The 23,488-nt window shown below is 73.0% G+C and carries 24 protein-coding genes; 7 read left to right on the top strand and 17 right to left on the bottom strand.

Annotation, left to right across the window (positions count from 1 at the left end; translation table 11 throughout):
- Positions 1-4 precede the first annotated feature (4 nt).
- Together L7N97_RS00945 and L7N97_RS00940 are read right to left on the bottom strand one after the other, a co-directional pair.
- Positions 5-634, bottom strand: a complete 630-nt coding sequence (locus L7N97_RS00945; RefSeq protein ID WP_237476514.1) for a hypothetical protein — start codon at positions 632-634, stop codon at positions 5-7.
- A 57-nt stretch (positions 635-691) separates the two neighbouring features.
- Positions 692-922 carry a hypothetical protein gene (locus tag L7N97_RS00940; protein WP_237476513.1) on the bottom strand — a complete coding sequence of 77 codons (231 nt, stop codon included), beginning with the start codon at positions 920-922 and terminating at the stop codon, positions 692-694.
- Positions 923-1,113: 191 nt separating this feature from the next.
- Here L7N97_RS00940 and L7N97_RS00935 point away from each other — a divergent pair, with 191 nt between their 5' ends.
- Together L7N97_RS00935 and L7N97_RS00930 are read left to right on the top strand one after the other, a co-directional pair.
- Positions 1,114-1,350 (top strand): hypothetical protein, encoded by a 237-nt coding sequence (locus L7N97_RS00935; protein ID WP_237476512.1) that lies wholly within the window; start codon positions 1,114-1,116, stop codon positions 1,348-1,350.
- Between the two features lie 117 nt (positions 1,351-1,467).
- Complete coding sequence (locus tag L7N97_RS00930; protein ID WP_237476511.1) at positions 1,468-2,643, top strand: AI-2E family transporter; 1,176 nt, start codon at positions 1,468-1,470, stop codon at positions 2,641-2,643.
- A 7-nt stretch (positions 2,644-2,650) separates the two neighbouring features.
- Here the strand turns inward: L7N97_RS00930 and L7N97_RS00925 are convergent, their stop codons facing one another.
- From L7N97_RS00925 to L7N97_RS00890, 8 genes are all read right to left on the bottom strand, one after another.
- Positions 2,651-2,941: a DUF1330 domain-containing protein gene (locus L7N97_RS00925; RefSeq protein ID WP_237476510.1), complete on the bottom strand. Its 291-nt coding sequence runs from the start codon at positions 2,939-2,941 to the stop codon at positions 2,651-2,653.
- Between the two features lie 78 nt (positions 2,942-3,019).
- Positions 3,020-3,790, bottom strand: coding sequence for a L,D-transpeptidase (locus L7N97_RS00920; protein WP_237481976.1), 771 nt, complete (start codon positions 3,788-3,790; stop codon positions 3,020-3,022).
- 362 nt (positions 3,791-4,152) lie between these two features.
- Complete coding sequence (locus L7N97_RS00915) at positions 4,153-5,610, bottom strand: lipopolysaccharide biosynthesis protein (protein ID WP_237476509.1); 1,458 nt, start codon at positions 5,608-5,610, stop codon at positions 4,153-4,155.
- 70 nt (positions 5,611-5,680) lie between these two features.
- Positions 5,681-6,037, bottom strand: a complete 357-nt coding sequence (locus tag L7N97_RS00910) for a YidB family protein (protein WP_237476508.1) — start codon at positions 6,035-6,037, stop codon at positions 5,681-5,683.
- Between the two features lie 79 nt (positions 6,038-6,116).
- The gene (locus L7N97_RS00905) at positions 6,117-8,354 is read right to left on the bottom strand and encodes a xanthine dehydrogenase family protein molybdopterin-binding subunit (protein WP_237476507.1); all 2,238 of its coding nucleotides are present in this window, start codon (positions 8,352-8,354) and stop codon (positions 6,117-6,119) included.
- Positions 8,351-8,842: a (2Fe-2S)-binding protein gene (locus tag L7N97_RS00900; protein ID WP_237476506.1), complete on the bottom strand. Its 492-nt coding sequence runs from the start codon at positions 8,840-8,842 to the stop codon at positions 8,351-8,353. Before L7N97_RS00900 ends, L7N97_RS00905 begins: the two co-directional genes overlap by 4 nt.
- Positions 8,839-10,206: a cytochrome c gene (locus tag L7N97_RS00895; RefSeq protein WP_237476505.1), complete on the bottom strand. Its 1,368-nt coding sequence runs from the start codon at positions 10,204-10,206 to the stop codon at positions 8,839-8,841. Before L7N97_RS00895 ends, L7N97_RS00900 begins: the two co-directional genes overlap by 4 nt.
- Positions 10,207-10,347: 141 nt before the next feature.
- A complete protein-coding gene (locus tag L7N97_RS00890) occupies positions 10,348-11,286 on the bottom strand; it encodes a 3-hydroxyacyl-CoA dehydrogenase (RefSeq protein ID WP_237476504.1) in 939 nt (312 codons plus the stop codon).
- Between the two features lie 150 nt (positions 11,287-11,436).
- Between L7N97_RS00890 and L7N97_RS00885 the strand changes: the two genes are divergently transcribed.
- From L7N97_RS00885 to L7N97_RS00865, 5 genes are all read left to right on the top strand, one after another.
- Entirely contained in the window at positions 11,437-11,706 is a 270-nt protein-coding gene (locus L7N97_RS00885; RefSeq protein ID WP_237476503.1) for a DUF2312 domain-containing protein, read from the top strand.
- Between the two features lie 114 nt (positions 11,707-11,820).
- A complete protein-coding gene (locus L7N97_RS00880; protein WP_237476502.1) occupies positions 11,821-12,747 on the top strand; it encodes an ABC transporter ATP-binding protein in 927 nt (308 codons plus the stop codon).
- On the top strand, positions 12,744-13,505 hold the full coding sequence (locus tag L7N97_RS00875) for an ABC transporter permease (RefSeq protein ID WP_237476501.1): 762 nt from the start codon (positions 12,744-12,746) through the stop codon (positions 13,503-13,505). Before L7N97_RS00880 ends, L7N97_RS00875 begins: the two co-directional genes overlap by 4 nt.
- A gap of 61 nt (positions 13,506-13,566) precedes the next feature.
- On the top strand, positions 13,567-13,905 hold the full coding sequence (locus tag L7N97_RS00870; protein WP_237476500.1) for a hypothetical protein: 339 nt from the start codon (positions 13,567-13,569) through the stop codon (positions 13,903-13,905).
- Between the two features lie 85 nt (positions 13,906-13,990).
- The gene (locus L7N97_RS00865; RefSeq protein WP_237476499.1) at positions 13,991-14,287 is read left to right on the top strand and encodes a hypothetical protein; all 297 of its coding nucleotides are present in this window, start codon (positions 13,991-13,993) and stop codon (positions 14,285-14,287) included.
- A gap of 4 nt (positions 14,288-14,291) precedes the next feature.
- Here the strand turns inward: L7N97_RS00865 and puuE are convergent, their stop codons facing one another.
- The 7 genes from puuE to L7N97_RS00830 form a co-directional block, all read right to left on the bottom strand.
- Positions 14,292-15,725, bottom strand: a complete 1,434-nt coding sequence (gene puuE / locus L7N97_RS00860; RefSeq protein WP_237476498.1) for an allantoinase PuuE — start codon at positions 15,723-15,725, stop codon at positions 14,292-14,294.
- A complete protein-coding gene (gene uraH / locus L7N97_RS00855; protein WP_237476497.1) occupies positions 15,725-16,072 on the bottom strand; it encodes a hydroxyisourate hydrolase in 348 nt (115 codons plus the stop codon). Before uraH ends, puuE begins: the two co-directional genes overlap by 1 nt.
- Positions 16,073-16,146: 74 nt before the next feature.
- Positions 16,147-16,635, bottom strand: coding sequence for a cyanase (cynS, locus tag L7N97_RS00850; protein ID WP_237476496.1), 489 nt, complete (start codon positions 16,633-16,635; stop codon positions 16,147-16,149).
- 157 nt (positions 16,636-16,792) lie between these two features.
- Positions 16,793-18,139, bottom strand: a complete 1,347-nt coding sequence (accC, locus tag L7N97_RS00845; RefSeq protein ID WP_237476495.1) for an acetyl-CoA carboxylase biotin carboxylase subunit — start codon at positions 18,137-18,139, stop codon at positions 16,793-16,795.
- A gap of 8 nt (positions 18,140-18,147) precedes the next feature.
- Positions 18,148-18,684 carry an acetyl-CoA carboxylase biotin carboxyl carrier protein gene (accB, locus tag L7N97_RS00840; RefSeq protein WP_428981041.1) on the bottom strand — a complete coding sequence of 179 codons (537 nt, stop codon included), beginning with the start codon at positions 18,682-18,684 and terminating at the stop codon, positions 18,148-18,150.
- A 151-nt stretch (positions 18,685-18,835) separates the two neighbouring features.
- The gene (locus L7N97_RS00835; RefSeq protein ID WP_237476493.1) at positions 18,836-19,642 is read right to left on the bottom strand and encodes a DsbA family protein; all 807 of its coding nucleotides are present in this window, start codon (positions 19,640-19,642) and stop codon (positions 18,836-18,838) included.
- 152 nt (positions 19,643-19,794) lie between these two features.
- Entirely contained in the window at positions 19,795-23,220 is a 3,426-nt protein-coding gene (locus L7N97_RS00830) for an Rne/Rng family ribonuclease (protein WP_237476492.1), read from the bottom strand.
- Positions 23,221-23,488 lie beyond the last annotated feature (268 nt).

The raw sequence follows: 23,488 nt of genomic DNA, 5'->3' as shown, positions 1-23,488 counted from the left end.
CGCTTCAGTGGAAGCCGGCCTGCACGGCCGGCGCGCTGCCCGGGATGACGGCCGACAGGGAGGCCGTCCGGGTCGGCTTCGCCGCAGCAGCGACGCTCGGCTGCGCGGCCGGCTTCGGGGCCGCCGCCGCGGCGACGGGCCGCGGCGCGCGCGGGCGGGGCTCGGGCGCCCGCTCCGACGCGGCGATGGCCTTCGGGGCCGGAGCGGTCCTGGCCGGCGTGGGCGCTTTCGGCGCGGCGGGGGCCGCGACGGCGGCTTCGTGTTTCTCCGCCCTGGCGACCCGCGGCGGAGCGACCGGCTCGGCCCGCTGCGCCGCCTCGCGCCGCGGCGCCGCGGGGATCGGCGCGGACGCGCGGGGCGCGGGATAGCTCGCGGGCGGCGGGGCGGTCGGCGCCGCCGCGACGGCGACCGGCTTCGCCGGTGCGGCCTTGTGGGCCGCCGCCGCGCGCGGATGTCGGACCTTGGCGGGCGCCCGCGCGGGCGCCTCCTCGGCGGGCTGGGCCGCCATGTGGTCCGTGGACAGGTATCCCTTGAGCCGGCACAGCATGTCGCAGTCGCCGGCCTCCTGGGCCAGCGCCGGGCCGGCGAGCGACAGAGCCAGGGCCGCGATGGCGGAAAGCTGGAAGAGCCTCATGGCGTGTCGGTCCGTCCGTCCTGGTTCGCGATCCGACCGACTTGACCGTCGAACTGGTTAAGACGGCCTCAAGCCGCTCTGCGGCCCGTCGTCTTTCTGTCCCCCCATGGTGCGGACGCGCTCGTCCAGCGTTTCCAGGGCGCGTTCGAGGAGGGCCGTGGCGGCCGCGCTCCGCGTCCGCGCCGCCATGGCGATGGTGGCCGCGATGATCTCGCCCAGAGCGTCGAACTCGGCGCGGCTCGCGAGGGGGCGCTCGGCCCCGGTGCCGTTCGATCGCCCGTCGACCATGGCGCTGCCCTCCCAGGTTGTGAGCGCTATGTAGGTTCGATGGCGCGGAGCGGCAACGGACGTCGTGCCCATCCACCCGCATCCATCGGAGGTCGGTCCGACGCCGGTGTTCACCATCGAGACGTCCGGGCTCGAAACTTGAACGTCGCCGTTGCGTTGTGGATGTGCATCGAACGTTCGGAGCACAACCCATGAAGATCATCGCCACTCTCGCCGCAGCGACCATCCTCGGTCTCGGATTCGCCGGCGCCGCCGAAGCCATGCCCGTGGGCCCGGCCGGCATCGCGCAGGCCCCCGTGATCGACGCCGCCGTCGTGGTCACGAAGACCGTGCGCCGGGGGCCGTTCGGCGGTCGCACCGTCGTCAAGAAGGTCATGCGCGGCGGGCCCATGGGCCGCACCGTCACGACGACGCGCACCGTCCGCTGACCTCGGTCGGGGCGCGCGCCTTTTCGGCGGCCCCGATCGAAATCGTCTTTTCCCCCGTTTGTCTGGGGGCACCGGCAGACGCCGGTGCCCCTTTCGCGCATGCCGAGGGCCGCGACCATGACGACCATCGAAACGCCCCTGCGCCGGGATGCCTTGGCGGGTGAGGGCGACGGCTCGGTGCCGGCCCAGCGCCAGCGCAACGCGCGGCTGATCCTGTCCGCGGTGCTGATCGGGCTCGGCGCCTGGACCATCCACGACTTCCTGCCCGCGCTCGCCTGGGCGGCGGTGCTGTCGATCGCCTTCTGGCCGCTCTACGAGAAGGCGCTGCGGCGCTTTCCGCCCGGCAAGCACAACGTCCTGCTGCCGGGGCTCTTCACGCTCGGGGTCGGCCTGCTGTTCGGCCTGCCGCTGGCCGTCGTGCTGTTCGAGGCCGTGCGCGAGGCGCATTCGGTTCTTGACCTGTACCGGCAGGCGACCACATCCGGCATCCCGGTACCCGAGTTCGTCTCGCACCTGCCCTTCGGCGCCGACGCGGTGACGCATTGGTGGCAGGACAACCTCGCCGGCGGATTGCAGACCCATGGCCTGGCGGAGCGGGTCAACAAGGCCAAGGCCGCCGAGATCGGCCGCACGGTCGGCGGCCAGGTCGTGCACCGCACCGTGCTGTTCTTCTTCGCCCTGATGACGCTGTTCTTCCTGTTCAAGGAGGGCGACGACGTGGTGCGGCAGTGCCTCGACGCGAGCAACAAGGCCTTCGGCGCCAAGGGCGAGCGCGTCGCCCGCCAGATGGTGGCCTCCATCCACGGCACGGTGGACGGCCTCGTGCTGGTCGGCCTCGGCGAGGGCTTCATCATGGGCATCGCCTACGCCTTCGCGGGCGTGCCCCACCCCATCCTGTTCGGCGCGCTCACCGCCGTCGGCGCCATGGTGCCCTTTGCGGTCACGGTGGTGTTCCTGATCGTCGGCGCGGTGCTGGTGGCGAGCGGCTCGGTGGTGGCCGCCATCCTGATCGTGGTTGGGGGCAGCGTGCTGGCCTTCCTGGCCGACCACCTGATCCGCCCCGTGCTGATCGGCGGCACGACGCGCCTGCCGTTCCTGTGGGTGCTGTTCGGCATCCTCGGCGGTGTCGAGACGTGGGGCCTCGTCGGGCTCTTCGTCGGCCCGGCCCTGATGGCCGCCATCGTGCTGCTGTGGCGCGAATACACCGAGGGGCGCCGGCCCTACGGCAAGGGGCCCGAGGCGAGGCCGGAGTCCCGCCCGGCGGCAGCCCCCAGCCTGGCCCGCCAGAACTGACGGTGGCCTATGCGGCGCCCTCGACGATGACGACCTCCCCGATGCCGGCCGGCTTCCGCACCGCGACGGCGGCCTGGTACTCGGGGGAGTGATAATAGGCGAGCGCCGCCTCGTAGGACTCCGCCTCCAGCACCACGTTGCGGGGCCGGCCCTCGCCCTCGACGGCGACGCTGCGGCCGCCGCGGGCGAGCGGCACGATGCCGTATTTCCGCATCGCCTCGCTCGCCATCGCGGCGTACCTGCCGTAGGCGTCCGGGTCCGTCACGGTCATGCGGACGATGATGTAGGCTTTCGGCATGGATGCGGCGTCTCCCCGCCCCGGCGGGTCAGCGGGGCGGGTCGAGCTTAGGCCGTCGCCGCGCGGGGCGGAAGCCGCTCACATCACGACGACGCGCGTGCCGACCCGGACCCGGTCGTAGAGGTCGGTGACGTCCTCGTTGCGTAGCCGGATGCAGCCGGACGACACGTTGGTGCCGATCGTGTCCGGCTCGTTGGTGCCGTGGATGCGGTAGAGCGTCGAGCCGAGATACATCGCGCGCGCGCCGAGGGGATTCGCGATGCCGCCGTCCATGTGGTGCGGCAGGTCCGGCCGGCGGCCGAGCATCTCCGCGGGCGGCGTCCAGTCCGGCCACTCGGCCTTGCGCGTGATCGTGTGGGCCCCCGACCACAGGAAGCCCGGCTTCGCGACGCCGATGCCGTAGCGCAGCGCGTGGCCCGCGCCTTCGACGAGGTAGAGGAACTTGGCGCTCGTGTCGATCACCACGGTGCCGGGGGCCTGCCCGCCCGCGTAGGCGACCTCCTGCCGGCGATAGATGGGGTCGATCTCGGCCCGCGGGGGCTCGACCGAAGCGTAGGCGGCCGGCGCGTAACCCGCGGGAGGGTACGCCGCGGGGGCGGCGCGGCGCCCGTAGCCGTAGGACTGCGGCCCCGCCGCGCCGAACCCGACGCTGTCGTAGCCGCGCGGGGCGCGGGCGCGATAGGCCGGGGCGGCGTAACCGGCGCCGTATCCCGCGGTCTCGGGCGGCCGGGCGTGGGTCGCGAGCGCGCTGCGGCCGTCGGGGCCGTCCACCGGGGCGACGCGCGCCGGGAAGTAGGGCGGAGGGATGCGCGGATGTGCGACGGGGCGGCTCTCGTTGCCGGTGATCATGTATTGCAGCGTGCCGCCGCCGTAGTCGCCCTGCGGGGGCGGGGGCTCGGTGCCCTGCGACCAGGCGATCGGCGTCTGCTCGTCGGGGTTGGGGATGTAGACGTCGACGCCGGTGCCCGGCCCGATGCCGGGGATGCCCACGGCGTGGGGCACGTATTGGCCCGCGCGGGCCGGGCCGGGCGCGGCGGCCGACAGCGCCGTCAGGCCCAGCAAAACCCAGCCGCTCGAAACAGCGAAACGCTTCATCGTGGATCGTCCGGAGTGAAGGGGAGATCTTCCAGATCCAGACAATACACCTCGAATGCCGCGCAGTATTAACTATCCCGGACCATGGTTACGGAGCCGATAAACTGAATCGAAGGCTAAGCGACGTGGTCAACGCCGGGTAAAGCGACGGGGCGGCGCCAGCGCGCCGGCAGGTGGTCGAGCGCGAGGCTGCGCAGCCCCGCGAGGTCGAAGGCGCCCGCGACCGCGCCGTAGACCAGCGCGCCGGTCGAGACCTCGACGAGGAGGGTCAGCAGGCCCGGCGCCATGCCCCGCAGCGGCAGCACGGCGCCCGCCATGGCGAGCGAGCCGAGCAGGGTGACGGCGAGGTCGCGCGGCGCGGGCCAGGAGGCGCCGACCAGCGAGGCGGCGCCGATCAGCGCCAGCAGGCCCGAGCCCAGCGCCGCCGACAGGGCCACCGCGTAGCCGATAGCGCCGGCGCCCGCCGGCATGGCGAAGCTGAGGCCCACGTTGGCCAGCGCCGCCACGCTGGCGGTGGCGATGAGGGGCCGCGTGCGCTTGCGGATCTGGAACACCGGGTGCACCGCGTAGTGGATCAGCGGGTAGCAGAAGAAGCCTGGCAGCAGGTAGGTGAAGAAGTCGGCGAAGGGGCCGCGGAACTCCGGGGGCACCACGAGCTGCTGGAACGACGGCAGCACCAGGTAGGCGCCCACGCAGGTGGGCGCCAGGATCGCCACCACCACGCCCATGTTGCGGCCGATCTGGCGCGCCGAATGGGCGGGCCCGTGCGTCTCGTCGCACCGCACGGCGATCTGGAACAGCAGCACGTCGAGCGTCGAGCCGATCGCCAGCACGACGCGGATGCCGAGGTCGTAGGCGAGCGAGAACTGCCCCGACTCCGCGAAGCCGAAGCGCTGCGCGATCAGCGCCCGGTCGATCAGCGGGATCACCTGGTAGAGCATGTTGGCCATGACGATCGGCAGGGCGTAGCGCAGCGCCTGCGAGGCCAGGCCGCGTTCCGCCGCGCGCGGGCCCAGTCCGCCGTCGGTCAGCGCGTGCCGCGACAGGAGCAGCGAGCCCGTCATCGACAGGCATAGCCCGACCAGGGCCATCACGGCCGAGCCGGACCACCACGCGCCCCCCACCGTGAGCACGAGCGAGAGCAGGTTCTTGCCCATGATGATGCGGGCGTAGAGCCCGTCCATGAAGCGGGCGCGCACCAGGGCGGTGTTGTAGTCGAACAGCCCGTTCGCCACCGCGGCGCCGATCGCCAGCGCCACCAGCGGGCGGGTCAGGGGCACCTCGATCCCGCTCAGCAGGAACAGGATCGTGACGGCGCTCAGCGCCAGGATCAGCACGGCGAAGCTCGTGTCGAGCGTCGCGCGCAGTTCGGGGCGCTCCAGCCGCACCCGCTCGGAATAGAAGCGCGTGGCGGCGAGCCGCAGCCAGTCGAACATCAGCGTCTGGACCACCTGGCCGACCGCCAGCGCGAGCGCCATCCGGCCGTATTCGGCGGGCCCGAGGAAGCGGGCCAGCAGCAGGCCGATGACGAAGTTCATCAGCGTGTTGCTGATGAAGGGCAGGATGATCTTCATGAGGCCGTCACGGACGCGCGGAACGCGCTCCGCCGCGCCCAGCGTGGACCGCGGCGGTCAACAAAGCGTGTCAGGGCGCGGGATGCGGCTCGATCGCGCCGTTCAAGCTCAACCTGTCGACGAGGCCGGGCAGAACATGCGCCAGCAGGCCGGACAGCTGGTCCGGCTGCACGCCGTAGCTCTGCGCCATCTCGCCGAGCCGGCCGTGGCCGATCGCCTGCGCGATCCCGTCCGCCGTGATGGGCTGGTTGGGACCGGCGCCGAGCCAGGACTGCACTTGGTCCCCGTAGCCCGCGCCCTGCAGCTTCGCCACGATGCCCTGCAGGCCGCCGGCCTGCTGCAGCGCCTGCTGGGCCATGGCCTCCGCGCCGCCGTGCTGCTCGACGAAGTCGCCCAGCATGTTGCCGAGATTGCCGAAGATGCCCATGGCCCGCCACCCGCTTCGCCCCGTGCGGAGGTTCTAGGGCCGAAGCGGACGGCGCGCAAACGCGCGTGCGGCGCCTCCGTCATCCCTGCGCCAGCGCGGCCAGCACCTTGTCGCGCGTCAGGGGCAGGTCGCGCAGCCGCACCCCGATCGCGTCCGCGACCGCGTTGGCGATCGCCGCGCCGGTCGGGCCCTGGCCGCATTCGCCGCAGCCCAGGAAGGGTTCCCCGGGCCGGTCCATCAGGTGCACCTCGACGCTGTCCGGCACGGCGTCGAAGCGCAGGATCGGGTAGGTGGCCCAGTCGACCGAGCCGATCCCGGAGGCGTCGAAGGCCACCTCCTCGAACAGCGTCCAGCTCATCGACTGCAGGACGGCGCCCTCGATCTGGTTGCGCAGCCCGTCCGGGTTGACGACCTGCCCGCCGTCGACCGCCGCCACGGCTCGGGCGAGGCGCACGCGGCCGGTGTCCGGGTCGACCTCGCACTCCACCGCCAGCGCGCAATAGGCGGCGAGGTTCTTGTAGCGCGCGAAGGCGAAGCCGCGGCCCGTGCCGGGGGGCTTCGGCCGCGCCGCCCAGCCGGACGCGTCGCGCGCCTTCTCGACCACAGCCACCGCGCGGGGGTCGGCGAGGTGGCGCAGCCGGAAGGCGATCGAGTCCTGGCCCGAGCCGCGCGCCAGCTCGTCCATGAAGCTCTCGATCGAGAACACGTTGGCGTAGGCGCCGAGCGCCCGCATGGCGGACACGCGGAGCGGCATCTCGGGCACGAAATGATGCACCACGCGGGCGTTCGGCAGCGCGTAGATCGGCAGCGCGTTGCGGTCGCCGCCGCCCTCGGGCTGCGGGATCGGCTTCGGCTCGGGCGGTGCGAAGGGCTCCGCGAGGAGTTGGGCGCAGAGCAGCGCGCCGGCGCCGCCGGGCCGCATGTTGTGGGTGTTGCTCCACACCGCGTAGGACCAGTCGGCGATGCGCCCGTCGGCGCCCAGCGCCGCCTCGGCCCGCGTCGCCATGGCGGGGCCGAAGGGCTCCCACGCCGCCTCCTGCTCGCGCATCAGCTGCAGCCTCACGGGGCGGCCCGGCAGGGCGCGGGCGACCAGCGCCGCGTCGCCGGCCGCGTCGTCGGCGCCGTTGTGGCCGTAGCAGCCCGAGCCCTGCGCGTGTACGCAGCGCACGCGCGCCGGATCCATGCGCAGCATCTCCGCGATGGCGGCGCGGTCCGGGAAGACGCCCTGGGTGTGGGTCCACACCGTCAGCCCCTCGCCGTCGAGGCGCGCCACCGCGCAGGACGGGCCGACCGAGCCGTGCGCCTGGTAGGGCCGCGAATATTCGGCCGCGAAGCGGCGCAGCCCATCGCGGGGCGGCGGCGCGCCGCGGTCGAGGATCACCGTGTCGCGCGACGGCAGGGCCTTGATGGCCGCCGCGGCGGGCTGCTCGACGGGGATGGGCGGCGCGTCGGACCAGCGCGCCGCGGCGGCGAGCCGGCGCATCGCCTCGACGGCGCCCCACTCGGTCTCGGCCGCGACGGCCAGGAAGGAGCCGTCCCGCACCACGGCGACGACGCCCGGCGTCTCCCGCACGGCGCCGTCGTCGAGGTCGAGCAGCGTCGCGCCATAGGCCGGAGGGCGCACCACGCGGGCGTGGAGGAGCCCCGGCGGGCGCAGGTCCTGCACGTAGATGGCGCCGCCCGTGACCTTGGCCGGGATGTCGAGCCGCTGCACCGGCCGGTCCACGACCTCGTAGGCGGCTGGCGCCTTTAGGGGCGGATGCGGCGTCGCCTCGACGTGGATCAGCGTCGCCGACACGAGGTCCCCGTAGCCGAGCCGCCGCCCGTCCGGCGTAACGACGGCGCCGCCGGCCGTGCCGAGCCCGTCCGCGGGCAGGCCCCAGCGCGCCGCGGCCTCGCCGACCAGGATGCGGCGCACCTCCGCGGCCGCGGCCCGGATAGCGCTGCCGCTGTCCTGCATGGAGTGGCTGCCGGCCGTGTAGCCCTCGTCCGGCGTGACGCCGGTGTCGGCCGTCCGGATCGACACGCGGTCCAGCGGCAGGTCGAGCTCCTCGGCGGCGAGCTGGGTCAGGGCGGTCGCGATGCCCTGGCCGAGTTCGGCCTTGCCGGTGAACACCAGGGTGCGGCCGTCGGGCTCGACCCTGATCCAGCTGTCGAGAAGCGGCGTCTTCTTGAGGCTGCCGGGCAGGTCGCGCACGCCGGTCGCGCCGCCGTTCTCGCCCTCCGGCTCCGTGGCGCCGGCGGGGCTCAGCGCGAAGCCGAGCACCAGCGCGCCGGTGCCGGCGAGAACGGCACGGCGGGTGAGGCGCGGGCTCATCGCGCGTCCCCGACCCGGACCGGCGCCGCGCCCCGCATCTCGTCGGCGGCGCGGCGCACGGCGCGCAGGATGCGCATGTGGGTGCCGCAGCGGCACAGGTTGGTCTGCAGCGCGGCGCGGATCTCGGCGTCGGAGGCGTCGGGCTGCCGGTCGAGCAGGGCCTGCGCCTTCATCATCATTCCGGGGATGCAGTAGCCGCACTGGGCGGCCTGCTCGGCGATGAAGGCGCGCTGCATCGGCCCCGGCGCCGCGGCGGTGCCGAGCCCCTCCAGCGTCGTCACCCGCTTGCCGTCGAGGGCCCCGACCGGGACGACGCAGGACATCACGGCCCGGCCCTCGACGATCACCGTGCAGGAGCCGCACTGGCCGAGCCCGCAGCCGTATTTGGCGCCGTCGAGCGCGAGGTCGCCGCGCAGCCAATAGAGCAGGGGCGTCGCCGGGTCGGCCGCGACGGCGTGCGGCGTGCCGTTCACCGTGATGGTGGTCATCGGGCGATCCTCACCTCCGCGTCGGGCGGGGCCGGGCCGGCGCCGTCGCTGGCCACCAGAGTGGCGCCCCGCGCCCGCGCGCGCCGCACCGCGGCGTCGAGGTCGGGCCAGGGTTCGGCACGGGCGACGTCGGCCCGCAGGTAGCGGAGTAGGGCGACGAGGTCGGCGTCGTCGAGCGCGCCGTCGAAGCCGGGCATGATCGAGCCCGGCGCGCCGGGCGGCGCCGCGAGGCCGTGCAGCGTGACGGTGACGACGTTGGACGGGTCCGGCGCGCGCAGCGCCGAACTCAGCGCGAGATCCAGGCCGCCGTAGGGCAGGGGCCTACCCGAGGCGTGGCAGGACGCGCAGGCGCCGGCGTAGAGGGCCGCGCCGCGGCCTCCCGCGGCGTCCGACACCGCGACCTGGCCGCCGGCGCTCGCGGGCGGCAGTGGCGCCGCGGCCTGCGGAGCGTCGGCTGGCCGCGACTCGGGGCGACCCATCAGCGACACGAGGTAGACCGCCATGGCGCGCGCCTCCGCGTCGGAAACGGTGCCGAGCTCGGCCGTCACCAGCGCCATCGGCCCGCGCGCCGCGCCGTGCTCGGCCTGCCAGCCGTGGTGGAGGTAGAAGGCGAGGCTGTCGACCGTCCAGGGTAGGGGCGCCGGCGAGGCCGCGTTCAGCGCGTAGGCGTTCCAGCCCTCCGCCATCCCGCCGCCGAGGTGGTGGCCCGCCTTCTCCTCGCCCAGCACGCCGTGCGGCGTGTGGCAGGCGCCGCAGTGGCCGAGCCCCTCGACCAGGTAGGCGCCGCGGTTCCACTCCGGGCTGCGCGCGGGGTCGGGCGCGAAGGCGCCGGCGCGGAAGAACAGGAGGTTCCAGCCCGCCATCACCGGGCGCAGGTTCAGCGGGAAGGGCAGGGCGGGCGGGCGCACCGCCGCGGCCGACGGGCGGCGCGTCATCAGGTAGGCGTAGAGCGCCGCGTCGTCGTCGTCCGTGACCCGCGTGTAGTGGTTGTACGGGAAGGCCGGATAGAGGTTTCGGCCTTCGCGGTCGACGCCGTCCCGCATGGCGCGGCGGAAGGCGGCCTCGCTCCAGCGGCCGATGCCGGCCTCCGGGTCCGGCGTGATGTTGCTGGCGTAGATCGCCCCGAAGGGCGTCTCGACCGGCAGGCCCCCGCCGAACGCCGGGCGGCCCGGCGCGCTGTGGCAGCCGGCGCAGTTGCCGAGCGCCGCCAGCGCGGCGCCGCGCTTCACCGCCGCGGGGTCGAAGCTCGACGCCGCGGGCCGCTCGACCGGCGGGATCGCCGGATGCCAGGCCAGCGCCGCGAAGGCGGCACCGCCGGCCGCCACGGCGACGCCGAAGGCGATGAGGATGCGGGACGCGACCATATCACCCGTTCCCGACCGCGGGCCACCGGTCGGCCGGCAATCGTCGGACTAACGATCGCCGCGCGCCGTGGCGGAAAGCGGGCGAACCGCCCTCCGCATCGTTTCCGCGGGGCGACCCCGCGCCGCGGCGGCCGATCCCGCTCAGCCCTCGCCGGCGGCGGCCCGCTTGTGGGCCAGCAGCGCCATGAGGCGGCGGTCGCGCCACAATTGCCGTTCGGCGAGGCCGGCGCGGGGCAGGCGGGCGGCGCGGTCCGCCTCGACCCCGTCCATCACGGGGCCGGCCCAGTCGACGCGGCGCTGCATCGAGGGGAACATGCGCTCGTACATGCCCCCGTAGCGCTCGGCATAGTCGCGCACGCCGCCCGGCGCGTTGAGGTCGATCGTCTCGAACGGCCCCATGAAGCTCCAGCGTAGGGCCAGCCCGTCGCGGAGGCCGGCGTCGACGTCCTCGGCCGAGGCGATGCCGTCGGCGACGAGACGGAAGCACTCCTCCAGCAGGGCGCCCTGCAGGCGGTTCATGATGAAGCCGTCGACCTCGCGCTTCATCACCAGCGGGCTCTGCCCGCAGCCGCGCATGAAGGCCGCCGCGCGCTCCATCGTTTCGGGCGCGGTCCAGCGCGAGGGCACGACTTCGACGGCCGGCACGAGGTAGGGCGGGTTGATCGGGTGGCACACGAGGCAGCGCGCGCGGCCCGCCACGTGTTCCTGGAAGGCCGAGGGGAGCAGCGCCGAGGTCGAGGAGGCGAGCGTCGCCGCGGCGGGCGCCAGCCGGTCGAGCTCGGAGAACAGCGCGCGCTTGACCTCGACGCGCTCGGGCGCCGACTCCTGCGCGTGCTCGACGCCGTCCAGCGCCTCGGCGAGGTCCGCGTGCGCGGTGAGCCGCGCGCGGACCGCGGCCGGCTCGGCGCCGCCGAGCAGGCCGTGCGCGGCGAGGTCGGGCAGCACGCCCTCCGCGAAGGCGAGGGCCGCGGGCACGGCGGCGGGGTCGCGGTCCCACAGGCGGACCTCGTGGCCCGCGCGCGCGAAGCTGATGGCCCAGGCGCGGCCGACCAGCCCCGCCCCGATGATCGCCGTCCGCATGCCGCGCCCCTCCGCCCGCGCCGGGTCTGCCGCCCGGCCGCGCCCCGAGGAGACGCGGGCCGGTGGGCGCGGTCAACCGCCGTTTACCTCCCGTTGACCATCGGCTGTTTAGGTTCTGTTCTCATCAGGACGGCGAAGGGAGCCAAGGTCATGGGCGATACGGTCGGCATCGCGGGGGAGCGGATCCGCTCCTTCATCGAGCGCGTCGAGCAGATCGAGGAGGAGCTCAAGGCCCTCAACGAGGGCAAGAAGGAGGTCTTCTCCGAGGCTAAGGGCGAGGGCTTCGACGTCAAGGTGCTGAAGGAGATCCTCAAGATCCGCAAGCAGGACAAGGACCAGCGCGACGAGCAGGAATCGCTGCTCGACCTCTACATGCGCGCCATGGAGGAGGGCGAGGAGCCGATGAAGAAGGCGGCCTGAAGCGGCGCCGCCACGGGCGTGGGGCCCTGCCCCGCGCCCCGCGAAGGGCGAGCGGCCTTTCGAAACCGAACTTTCGCGTTTCCCCATGACGGGCGGATCGGCTACCAGCACCGCATGCAGCCGATCCTGTCGATCTCGAATCTGACCAAGTCCTACGCGACCGGCTTCCAGGCCCTGAAGGGGATCGACCTCGACGTGCGCGAGGGCGAGATCTTCGCGTTGCTCGGCCCCAACGGCGCCGGCAAGACGACGCTGATCTCCATCGCCTGCGGCCTCGTGCGCGCCACCTCGGGCCGCGTGATGGTGGGCGGGCACGACATCGCGGGCGCCTATCGCGCCGCACGCGGCATGGTCGGCCTCGTGCCGCAGGAGCTCACCACGGACGCCTTCGAGACCGTGTGGGACACCGTCACTTTCAGCCGCGGGCTGTTCGGCCGGCGGCGCGACCCGGCCCGCATCGAGAAGATCCTGCGCGACCTGTCGCTGTGGGACAAGAAGGACAGTCAGCTCCGCCGCCTGTCCGGCGGCATGAAGCGACGCGTGCTGATCGCCAAGGCGCTGTCGCACGAGCCGCGCCTCCTGTTCCTCGACGAGCCCACGGCGGGCGTCGACGTGGAGCTGCGCCGCGACATGTGGCGGCTCGTCGACGGGCTGCGCCGCGACGGCGTCACCATCGTGCTGACCACGCACTACATCGAGGAGGCCGAGGAGATGGCCGACCGCGTCGGCGTGATCCGTGGCGGCGAGCTGATCCTCGTCGAGGAGAAGGCCCGGCTCATGCAGAAGCTCGGCCGCAAGCGCCTCCTGCTCGACCTCGCGTCCCCGCTCGCCGCCGTGCCGCCCGCCCTCGCGCGCCACCGCCTGAGGACCTCGGAGGACGGCGGCCGGCTCACCTACACCTACGAGCCGGGCAGCGAGCCCGTCGACCTCCGCATCCTGCTCGACGACCTCGCCGGCGCCGGCGTCGCGGTGCGCGACGTCACGACCTCGCAGAACACCCTGGAGGAGATCTTCGTGGACCTCGTGAAAGTTCGCGCATGAACCTGCCGGCCGTCCGGGCGATCTACGGTTTCGAGATGGCGCGCACGCTGCGCACCGTCACGCAGAGCATCGTGTCGCCGGTGCTCTCGACCGCGCTCTACTTCGTCGTCTTCGGCGCCGCGCTGGGCTCGCGCATCCAGTCGGTCGACGGGGTGAGCTACGGCTCCTTCATCGTGCCCGGCCTCGTCATGCTGTCCCTGCTCACGCAGAGCATCGCCAACGCCTCCTTCGGCATCTACTTCCCGCGCTTCACCGGCACGATCTACGAGATCCTGTCGGCGCCGATCTCCGCCTTCGAGATCGTGGCGGGCTACGTGGGCGCGGCCGCGACCAAGTCGATCGTGCTCGGCCTCATCATCATCGCCACCTCGGCGCTGTTCGTGCCGCTGCACGTCGAGCACCCGGTCTGGATGGTCGCGGCGCTGGTGCTGACCTCCGTCACATTCTCGGCCTTCGGCTTCGTCATCGGCATCTGGGCGGATGGCTTCGAGAAGCTGCAGCTCGTGCCGCTGCTGATCGTGACGCCGCTCACCTTCCTCGGCGGCAGCTTCTACTCGATCGACACGCTGCCCTCGCCCTGGCGCGAGGTGGCCTACCTCAATCCCGTGGTGTACCTCGTCAACGGCTTCCGCTGGAGCTTCCTCGGCCACGCCGACGTGCCGCCGGAGGTGAGCTTCGGCATGACGCTGGCGATCCTCGCGGGCTGCGCCGCGCTGATCGCCTGGATCTTCAGGACCGGCTATAGGCTCAAGACGTGAGCTCGGCTTTTCAACCCACACGGCGTGTGGAAGGATGCGGGGAGGCCAGGGAGCGCCGGTGATGTCGACCCACGAACTGCAAGCGCTGCGGCACCCGCACATCGTGGCGTTCCACAAGTTCTTCTCGGAATACCACATCTTCTTCGACCTCGCGGCCGAGCGGTTCCGCGTGTCCATCCGCGTCTACGAGACCGACGACGCGCGCTACTTCTTCGAGCAGAGCCACTACATCCGCACGCCGGTACAGGACGGCGCCAACGTGATGACCCTGGAGAAGCACGACGGCCCGCACGGCGCCCTGTCGCGTGCCGTCGAATCGATCACGACCTATTACGAGGACGCGGTCGGGCGGGGGCATGAACCCTGCGCGGACTGGTTCGTGCGCAACGACGTCTACTGAATGCGTTCACCGCGATCGCGGTCGGACGGGAACTGACTGTCTCGGCAGGGTGTTCAAGCGCCGCCAACCCCGTCGGAGTGAGCCTTTGTCCCGTCCCATCACCACCGCGCTGATCGCCGCCCTGGCCCTCGGCGCCGCCGCCCTCGCGGCCGAGCCCGCCGCCGCCACCCCGATGGCCGGCGCCGCCGCGATCGAGCAGGCCGCCCCCGCCGCGTCGGTCGACGCCGAGCAGGTCTACTATCGCCGCGGGTTCTACCATCGCCGCCCGTTCTTCCGCCGCGGCTTCGGCTACCGCCGCCCGTTCGGCTACCGCCGCTACGGCTACGGCTACCGCCGCGGACTCCCGGGTCACCCGATCCGCCGCATCCTGCGCGCGCTCTGATGCGCTACCCCGCCTGACCCTCGGCGGGCAGGCGGTCCCGCAATCGGAGGAGCGCGATGCGCTCCACCTCGGCGAGGGCGCGGTCGAACTCCGCGTCCTCGCCGTTCCTGAGCCTCTGCTCGAAGGCGGCCAGCACCTCGTCCCGGCTGCGGCCCTTCACGGCCATGATGAAGGGGAAGCCGAAGCGCTCGCGGTAGCGCGCGTTGAGGTCCGTGAAGCGCGCGAGCTCGTCGGCCGTCAGCCGGTCGAGCCCCGCGCCGGCCTGCTCGCTCGTCGAGTCGGCGGTCAGGCCTTTTGCCAGCGCGAGCCGGCCCGCGAGGTCCGGATGCGCGTCGATCAGCGCGCGTCGCGCCGAACGGGGCAGGGCCCGCATGGCGCGCACCATCGCGGCGTGCAGCCCGTCGGCCGCGTCCTCCGCAGGACCGAGACCGGCGCGATGCGCGGCCCGCGCAATCTCCGGCGTGTGCTCGAAGGTGTCGCCGAACACCGCGACGAACAGCACCTCGCCCATGCGGCTCGGGCGGTACCCGCCGGCCGGCGGATGGGTCCGGACCCAGTGGCGGGCGATGTCGATCCGCCGCGCCACCCAGACGCGGTCGTGCGAGGCCACGTAGTCGAGGAAGCGCGCCAGCGCGGCGGCGCGGCCGGGCCGCCCGACGAGGCGGCAGTGCAGCCCCACCGACATCATCTTCGGCGCCGTCAGCCCTTCCGCGTAGAGCGTGTCGAAGCTGTCCTTGAGGTAGGCGAAGAACTGGTCGCCGCTGTTGAACCCCTGCGGGGTCGCGAAGCGCATGTCGTTGGCGTCGAGCGTGTAAGGCACGACCAACTGCGGCCCCCGCGCGCCCTCGATCCAGTAGGGCAGCTCGTCCGCGTAGGAATCCGCGAGATACAGGAAGCCGCCCTCCTCGCATCCGAGGCTCAGCGTGTTGATCGAGGAGCGGCCCTGGTAGAGGCCGAGCGGCCGCTCGCCGGTGAGTTCGGTCTGGATCCGGACGGCGGCGTCGATGTCGGCGCGCTCGGCCTCGGGCGCGTGGTCGCGGTAGTCGATCCACTTCAGGCCGTGGGTGGCGACCTCCCAGCCGGCGCGCTGCATGGAGGCGACGATGCCGGGATAGCGTCCGAGCGCCGAGGCGACCGCGTAGACCGTGACCGGCATGCCGCGCTCGGTGAACAGGCGGTGCAGCCGCCAGTATCCGGCGCGCGAGCCGTATTCGTAGATCGACTCCATGTTGGCGTGCCGCATGCCGGGCCAGGGCTGGGCGCCGACGATCTCCGACAGGAAGGCTTCCGACGCCGCGTCGCCGTGGAGGACGTTGTTCTCGCCGCCCTCCTCGTAGTTGATGACGAACTGCACCGCGATCCGGGCGTCGCCGGGCCAGCGCGGGTGGGGCGGATGCTCGCCGTAGCCGACGAGGTCGCGCGGATAGGCCTCGGTCATCAGGAGCCCCGGTAGGTCGAGTAGCTCCAGGGCGAGACCAGGAGCGGGACGTGGTAGTGGCCGTCCGGATCCGACACGGTGAAGCGGAGCGGGACGACGTCGAGGAAGGGGGCGCCCGGCGCGAGGTCGGCGAAATAGGACCCCACCGCGAAGACCAGCTCGTAGGTGCCGGCCGCGAAGGCGTCGCCCGCGAGCAGCGGGGCGTCGGTCCGGCCGTCGGCGTTGGTGACGGCGACCGCCACGCGGCTGCGGGCGCCGTCGGCCGCGATCCTGTCGAGCGTCACGGGAACGCCCGCCGCCGGGCGGCCGCGCGCCGTATCGAGCACATGCGTCGACAATCGTCCCATCGTCTGAGCGCCCTCCGCGGCGAGGATGGAGGCCGGGGCGGCGGCCGGCGAGCCGCTTCGCCCCGGCCCGACCGTCAGGGCTCCTTGAACCCGTAGTCCGGCACGCCGTCCTCGTTGCCGTAATATTTATAGGGCAGGAACTTGCCCGACATGCCGAGCTTCACCCGGTCGCCCTTGTTGTTGGGCTCGCGCTCCATCGTCATGTTGAAGTCGATCGCCGACATGATGCCGTCGCCGAACTCCTCCTGGATCAGCTCCTTGAAGGTCGTGCCGTAGACCATCACCAGCTCGTAGAGGCGGTAGATCAGCGGGTCGGTCGGCGGCATGGACGGGATCGAGCCGCGGTAGGGCGGCTCGTTCAGCATGCGCTCCTCGGACTGGCTGAGGCCGAACAGCTCGGCGGCCTTGCGGGCCTGCGCCTTGGGCAGCTTCATCTGGCCCATGCAGGCCGCGGTGATCAGGATGGGCGACAGCCCGCCGATCTCGTCCTGGATGTGCTTCCAGGTCCAACCCTTCTCACGCTTGATGTCGAGCAGCTTCTCGGTCAGGTCTTCGCGCTTCACAGGTGTCTCCCCTTCGCGGCGGCACCGGCCTCCGGCGGTGGCCCGGAGCGGCCGCGTCGTCGCGGCGAGCGAAACTCATGCCACGCACCGGGGCGGCGCGTCAGCGGCCGCGCGGGGTCACCGCCCCGCCGTCCACAGCCCGTGCGGGGCCGACCGGTCAGCCGGTCTGGTCGGCGAGGAAGTGCTCCAGCCAGTGGATGTCGTAGGCGCCGTTCTGGATGTCGGTGTTGCGCACCAGTGTGCGGAAGAGGGGCAGGGTGGTGTCGATGCCGTCCACGATGAACTCGTCGAGCGAGCGCCGCAGGCGCATCAGCGCCTCGGTGCGGGTGCGGCCGTGCACGATCAGCTTGCCGACGAGCGAATCGTAGTTCGGCGGGATCGTGTAGCCCTGATAGGCGGCCGAATCGACCCGCACCCCGAGCCCGCCCGGCGGGTGGTAGTAGCTGATGCGCCCCGGCGAGGGCCGGAAGGTCTGGGCGTGCTCGGCGTTGACCCGGCACTCGATGGCGTGGCCGTCGAGCTTCACGTCGGCCTGGCTCAGCGTCAGCGGCGAGCCGGCGGCGATGCGGATCTGCTCGTTCACGAGGTCGATCCCGGTGATCATCTCGGTCACGGGATGTTCGACCTGGATGCGGGTGTTCATCTCGATGAAGTAGAACTGCCCGTCCTCGTACAGGAACTCGATCGTGCCGACGCCGCGGTAGCCGAGCTTGCGCATCGCCGCCGCGCAGGTCTCGCCGATGGCGGCGCGCTGCTCGGCGTTGAGCGCCGGGGAGGGACCCTCCTCCCACACCTTCTGGTGCCGGCGCTGGAGCGAGCAGTCGCGCTCGCCGAGGTGGATGGCGTTGCCCCGGCCGTCGCCGAGCACCTGGATCTCGATGTGGCGCGGCTTCTCGAGGTATTTCTCGATGTAGACCGCGTCGTCGCCGAAGGCCGCCTTGGCCTCCGAGCGCGCGGTTCCGAGCGCGTCGGACAGGTCGGCCTCGGTGCGGGCCACCTTCATGCCGCGCCCGCCGCCGCCCGCCGCCGCTTTGATGATGACCGGGAAGCCGATCTCGGCCGCGACGCGGGCCGCCTCGCCGTCGTCGGTGATGCCGCCCTCCGAGCCGGGCACGCAGGGGATGCCGAGCGCGCGCGCCGTGCGCTTCGCCTCGATCTTGTCGCCCATGGTGCGGATGTGCTCGGCCTTGGGGCCGATGAAGGCGATGTCGTGGTCTTCCAGGATCTCGGCGAAGCGGGCGTTCTCGCTGAGGAAGCCGTAGCCGGGATGGATGGCGTCGGCGCCGGTGATCTCGCAGGCGGACAGCAGCGCCGGGATGTTGAGATAGCTGTCGCGCGCCGGCGGCGGCCCGATGCACACGCTCTCGTCGGCGAGGCGCACGTGCATGGCATCGGCGTCGGCCGTGGAATGGACCGCCACGGTGGCGATGCCGAGCTCTTTCGCGGCGCGCAGCACGCGGAGCGCGATCTCGCCGCGGTTGGCGATGAGGATCTTGTCGAACATGGGCCGCGTCACTCGATCACGAGCAGCGGCTGCCCGTATTCGACAGGTTGGCCGTCCTCGACCAGCACGGACGAGACGGTGCCGGCGCGGGGCGCCACGATCTCGTTGAAGGTCTTCATGGCCTCGACGAGCAGGATCTTCTCGCCGGCCTTCACCGTGCTGCCGACCTCCACGAAGGGCTTCGCCTCCGGGCTGGCGCGGCGGTACACGGTGCCGACCATCGGCGACTTCACCGCGCCGGGGTGGTCCGCGGGAGCGTCGGCGGCGGCCGGGGCCTGGTATGCGGCGGCGGGCGCGGCCGACGGCGCGGAGACCACCACGGGCGCGGCCATGGCGGGCGCCGGGAGGGGCGCGTAGGAGACGGCGGTGTGGCGCACGAGCTTGATGCGCAGGTCGCCCTTCTCGATCTCCATCTCGGCGAGGTCGCTCTCCGACAAGAGGGTCGCCAGCGTGCGGACGAGGTCGGAGTCGATGGCGGTCGGGCCGGTGCCGGCGGGCGTCGGTTTGGTCCCCTTGGGGCGCGTCCGCAGGCCGTTTCGGATCATGGGCATCGAGGTCTTCTGATGGGGGCCGGCCGGCCGCCGGCGGGGGCGGTCGAGGCCGACGATGGGGGAGGGAGGGCGCCGCACGGCGCGCGCGTCACGCCCTCATAGAGAATGATCCGCTTCAACGCCAATCCATGCGGAGCGGTCGGCGTCAGGAGCAGGCGGCCTTGCCGCATTTCAGCACGTTGTCGACGTGGCCCTTCAGCTCGTCGAAGCCGACCGCGCCCACGACGACGTCGTGGCCGACCACGAAGGACGGCGTGCCCGTGAGCGCCAGGGCGTCGGCGAGCTGCATCGTGCCCTGGATGGACGCCTTGATCTCGGGGCTGGCCGCGTCCCTCTGGAGCTGGTCCATGTTGGCGCCCATGTCCTTGGCGACCGCGAGCGCCTGGGCCTTGCCGACGGGGCCGTGCTGGCCGCCGAGCAGCTTCTGGTGGTACTGCCAGAACTGCTCGCCCTTGAACTGGTTGCGCACCGCGGCGGCCACGTAGGCGGCCTCGACCGAACCCGGCCCGAGCACGGGGAAGTCCTTCAGCACGAGCTTCATGTCCGGCTCGGCCTTCATCAGCCTGGCGATGTCGTCGAGCGAGCGCTTGCAGTAGCCGCAGTTGTAGTCGAAGAACTCGACGAGCGTGACGCGCCCCTTCGGGTTGCCGAGCACGGCGTCCCCGGCGCTGTTGAACAGCGGCCCGGCGTTGCGGTCGACCACTTCGGACCGCTTGGCCTCCTCCTGCACCTTCTGGCGGCGCTCGAGCTCCGCCATGGCGTCCTGCAGCACCTCGGGGTTCTGCAGGAGGTAGTCGCGGATCACGCCGCCCATCTCGGACTTCTGGGCCGCGGTGAACTCGGCGGCCGTCGCCGGCGTCGGCTGCGTCCCGCAGAGGCCAGCGGCCAGCAGCCCCAGCCCGGCCAATGCGGAGCGGATCGCCGGGATGGACCGGCCTCGACCTTGATTCATCGTGGTCCCTTCACGTGCCGCGCGGGCCCGCGGCCCGGAAGCGTCGCGGTGTTCATGCGGCGCCGATGCGGCCATTCCAAGGCTCGCGGGGCCGCGAGCCGCTGCGACGGGCCGTCCGCGCGGGGGATGCCCTCCCCGCGCGGACGCCGGCGTCACGAGCCGAACGACGTCTTGGCGCGCTGCCACCAGCCGGAGCGCTTCGGGCGCTCGGGCTGCGGCTCGGCGGCGACAGCCGGCGCTTCGGCGGGCTCCGCAGCCGTGTCGGCCGTCGGTTCTGCCGCGGCGGACGGGGCAGCCCCGGCCGCCGGGGGCGTCACCGCCTCGACCACCGCGCCGCGATCGGCTCCGGCCGGCTCCGGCTCGCTCGACGCGTCAGCGGCGGGCGCCGCCTCGACCGCGTCGGCCGTTCCGGTCTCGGCGGCGCGGGCGCGGGCGGGGCGGCGGCGTCGCTTCGGCGCCTCGTCGGACGGGGCGTCGGCCGCATCGCCGTCGGCGGCCGGGGCCGCCTCGTCGTCGGCGCGGACGGCGGTCCGGCGGGAGCGACGGCGCTTCGGAGCCTCTTCGGCGGCCGGCTCGGCGTCCGCCGGCGCGCCGACGTCCTCGATCGGTGCCGAAGCGGTGACGGGAGCTGCGACGGCGGCCTCCACCGGCTCGTCCGCGGGCGCCGCGCCAGCCTCCGCCCCGTCGAACGACGTCTCGACCGGCTCGGCCGCGTCGATGTCCGCGGCCGCGACCGCGTCCGTGCCGACCTCGTCCGCCCCGCTGGGCTCGGCCGAGAAGCCGATCACGGGCAGCGGTTCCACCGTCGCGTCGCCGCCGAACTCCGCCGCGCCGTCCTGGGCCTCGTCGGTGGATGCGGGAGCGTCGGCCGAGGTCTCGCCCGCGCCGTCCCGGTCGCGCCCGCGGCGCCGGCGGCGGCGCTTGCGGCGGCGCTCGCCACCCTCGCCGGTCTCACCGCCGGTGGCCTCGACGGCCTCGTCCGCGCCCTCCGCCTCGCCCTCGTCGGCCGCCTCGGCGACCTCCTCGATCTCGGGCTCGAACACCGGCGCGATCGAATCGACGCGCACGAGGTCCTGCCGGGGCATCGGCGCCTCGGCCGGGGTGGCGAGGTCGCCGCGCTCGATGGCGTGGTAGACGGTGCCGGTCAGCGACGGGTCGCCCTCGACCGAGATCGTGACGCCGAAGCGCTGCTCCAGCTCGACGAGCTTGGCGCGCTTCTGATTGAGCATGTAGAGCGCCACCTCGCCGCGGCTGCGCACCACGAGGTCATAGGCGGCGTCCTTGATGAGCGCGTCCTCGACGAGGCGCAGGACGTGCAGCGCGATCGACGCGGTGGAGCGGACCGTGCCTGTGCCGGCGCAGTGCGGGCACACCACGGTGGAGCCTTCCAGCACGCCGGTGCGGATGCGCTGGCGCGACATCTCCAGGAGGCCGAAATGCGAGATGCGGCCGATCTGGATGCGGGCGCGGTCGTTCTTCAGCGCCTCCTTGATGCGGCGCTCCACCGCCCGGTTGTTGCGGCCCTCCTCCATGTCGATGAAGTCGACGACGATCAGGCCGGCGAGGTCGCGCAGGCGGAGCTGACGAGCCACCTCGTCGGCGGCTTCCATGTTGGTGCGGAGCGCCGTGTCCTCGATGTTGTGCTCGCGCGTCGAGCGGCCCGAGTTCACGTCGATGGCGACCAGCGCCTCGGTCTGGTTGATGACGAGGTAGCCGCCCGACTTCAGCGTGACGTGGGACGAGAACATCGCGTCGAGCTGCGCTTCCACGCCCGACTTGGCGAAGATCGGCGACGGGTCGCGGTACTCCAGCACGCTCTTGACGTTGCCGGGCATCAGCATCCGCATGAAGTCGCGCGCTTCGGTGAAGCCCGCCTCGCCCGACACCACGATCTCCTCGACGTCCTTCGAGTAGAGGTCGCGGATGGAGCGCTTGATGAGCGAGCCTTCCTCGTAGACCAGCGTCGGCGCCGACGACTTCAGCGTCAGCTCGCGCACGGACTCCCACATGCGCAGCAGGTATTCGAAGTCGCGCTTGACCTCGATCGGCGAGCGCGACGCGCCCGCCGTGCGCAGGATCACGCCCATGCCCTCCGGCACGTCGAGCTCGTTCGCGATGGCCTTGAGGCGCTTGCGGTCCTCGCCGTCGGTGATCTTGCGCGAGATGCCGCCGCCCTTGGCGGTGTTGGGCATCAGCACCGAGTAGCGGCCGGCCAGCGACAGGTAGGTGGTGAGGGCGGCGCCCTTGTTGCCGCGCTCCTCCTTGACGACCTGGATCAGCAGGATCTGGCGGCGCTTGATGACCTCCTGGATCTTGTAGTGGCGGCGCAGCCGCACGGGGCGGGGCGCGACGTCGGACAGCGCGTCGCCGCCGATCTGCTCGACGTGCTCCTCCTCGTGCTCGGCCGTGTCGGCCTCGGCGGCGTGTTCGGCGCCGGCGGGCTCGTCCTCGACGGCCGGGACGTCGCGCGCCTCCGTCGCGGCGGACTCGGCGGCGGCCTGCGCCGATGCTGCCCCTTCACCGTGGGCATCGTCTCCATGCTGGACGACCTCGAGGGCGTCGTCGGCGTGCGACGCGAGGACGGAGCTCTGCTCGGCCGCAGCCGTCACCTCGGCCTGCTGGGCGTCGGCCGACGCCGGCTCGCCCTGCGCGGGCTCGACAGCGGCTGCCTCGACGGCCGCCTCATGCGGCTGAACCGCCTCGACGGCCGCGGTCGGCTCGCCCTGGGCGGCCTCGACAGCGTCGTCGCCGGTCGTGGTCTCGGACGCGGCGGCGTCCGAGACCGGGGCCGCATCGCCCGCGGCCTGCGCGCCCATGTCCTGCGAGGCAGCCTCCGCGACCGTGCCGACGGTCTCGTCCGATCCGGTCGCCTCGGCGCCGACGGAACCCTCGGTCACGCCGCCTTCGGCGGCCTCGACCGCCACCGCGGCGGCGGCATCGACCTCGACCGCGGTGAGGACGTCCTCGACCTCGAAGGCCGGCTCCGAGATGCTCTCGTCGACGGCGTCGCGGCGCTCGAGCGCCGTGGCGGGGGCGTTGTCGCGGCGATGGCGGCGGCTGCGGCGCTGGCCGCGCTCGCCCCGCCCGTCGCGGCCGCCCCGCCCGTCGCGGCCTTCGCCGCGGGCGTTGCGCTCCGACCGGCCTTCGCCGCCGTTGCTGTCCCGGTCGGTGCGGTTCTCGCCGCGCCCGCCGCCGTTAGAGCGGCCGTCGCCGCCGCGCCGGCCGCCGCGGTCGACCCGGCCCTCGCCGCCGCGGGCTTCGCGCGGCTCGTCGTCCTCGTCGCGATGGGCGCGCGCCTCCTCCTCCAGCAGGGCCTGACGGTCCGCGAAGGGGATCTGGTAATAGTCGGGATGGATCTCGGAGAAGGCCAGGAAGCCGTGGCGGTTGCCGCCGTATTCCACGAAGGCCGCCTGCAGCGAGGGTTCGACGCGGGTGACCTTGGCGAGATAGATGTTGCCGCGCAGCTGCTTCTTGCTGGCGGACTCGAAATCGAACTCTTCGACGCGGTTACCTTTGAGCACCACGACCCGGGTTTCCTCCGGATGTGCGGCGTCGATGAGCATCTTGCTGTTGGACATGGGGAACTCTGTTCGCCTGGAGGCGCACGCGCGGGCACGACGGGTCGACCGCAGGCGACATGCCGGGGAGTCGAGGGGCGTGGGGCGGGATGCGCCGCATGGGGTGAGGGTGGCCCGCCGCTGCGTCGCAGAGGGCCGAGGGGGGGATCGAGAGCCGGGACGGCTTTCGGCGTGACGATGCGCCCGAGGTCGCCGGAGCCGCTTCGGGCCGGGCGATGCCGGCGCGCGGCCCGCGGCCGCCCCGGCGCTCGTCGGCGCGGGGAGCGGA

It is taken from the genome of Lichenibacterium dinghuense (genome assembly GCF_021730615.1).
In the GTDB taxonomy this organism is placed as follows: Bacteria; Pseudomonadota; Alphaproteobacteria; order Rhizobiales; family Beijerinckiaceae; genus Lichenihabitans; species Lichenihabitans dinghuensis.
This window is presented reverse-complemented; position numbering and strand designations above follow the sequence as displayed.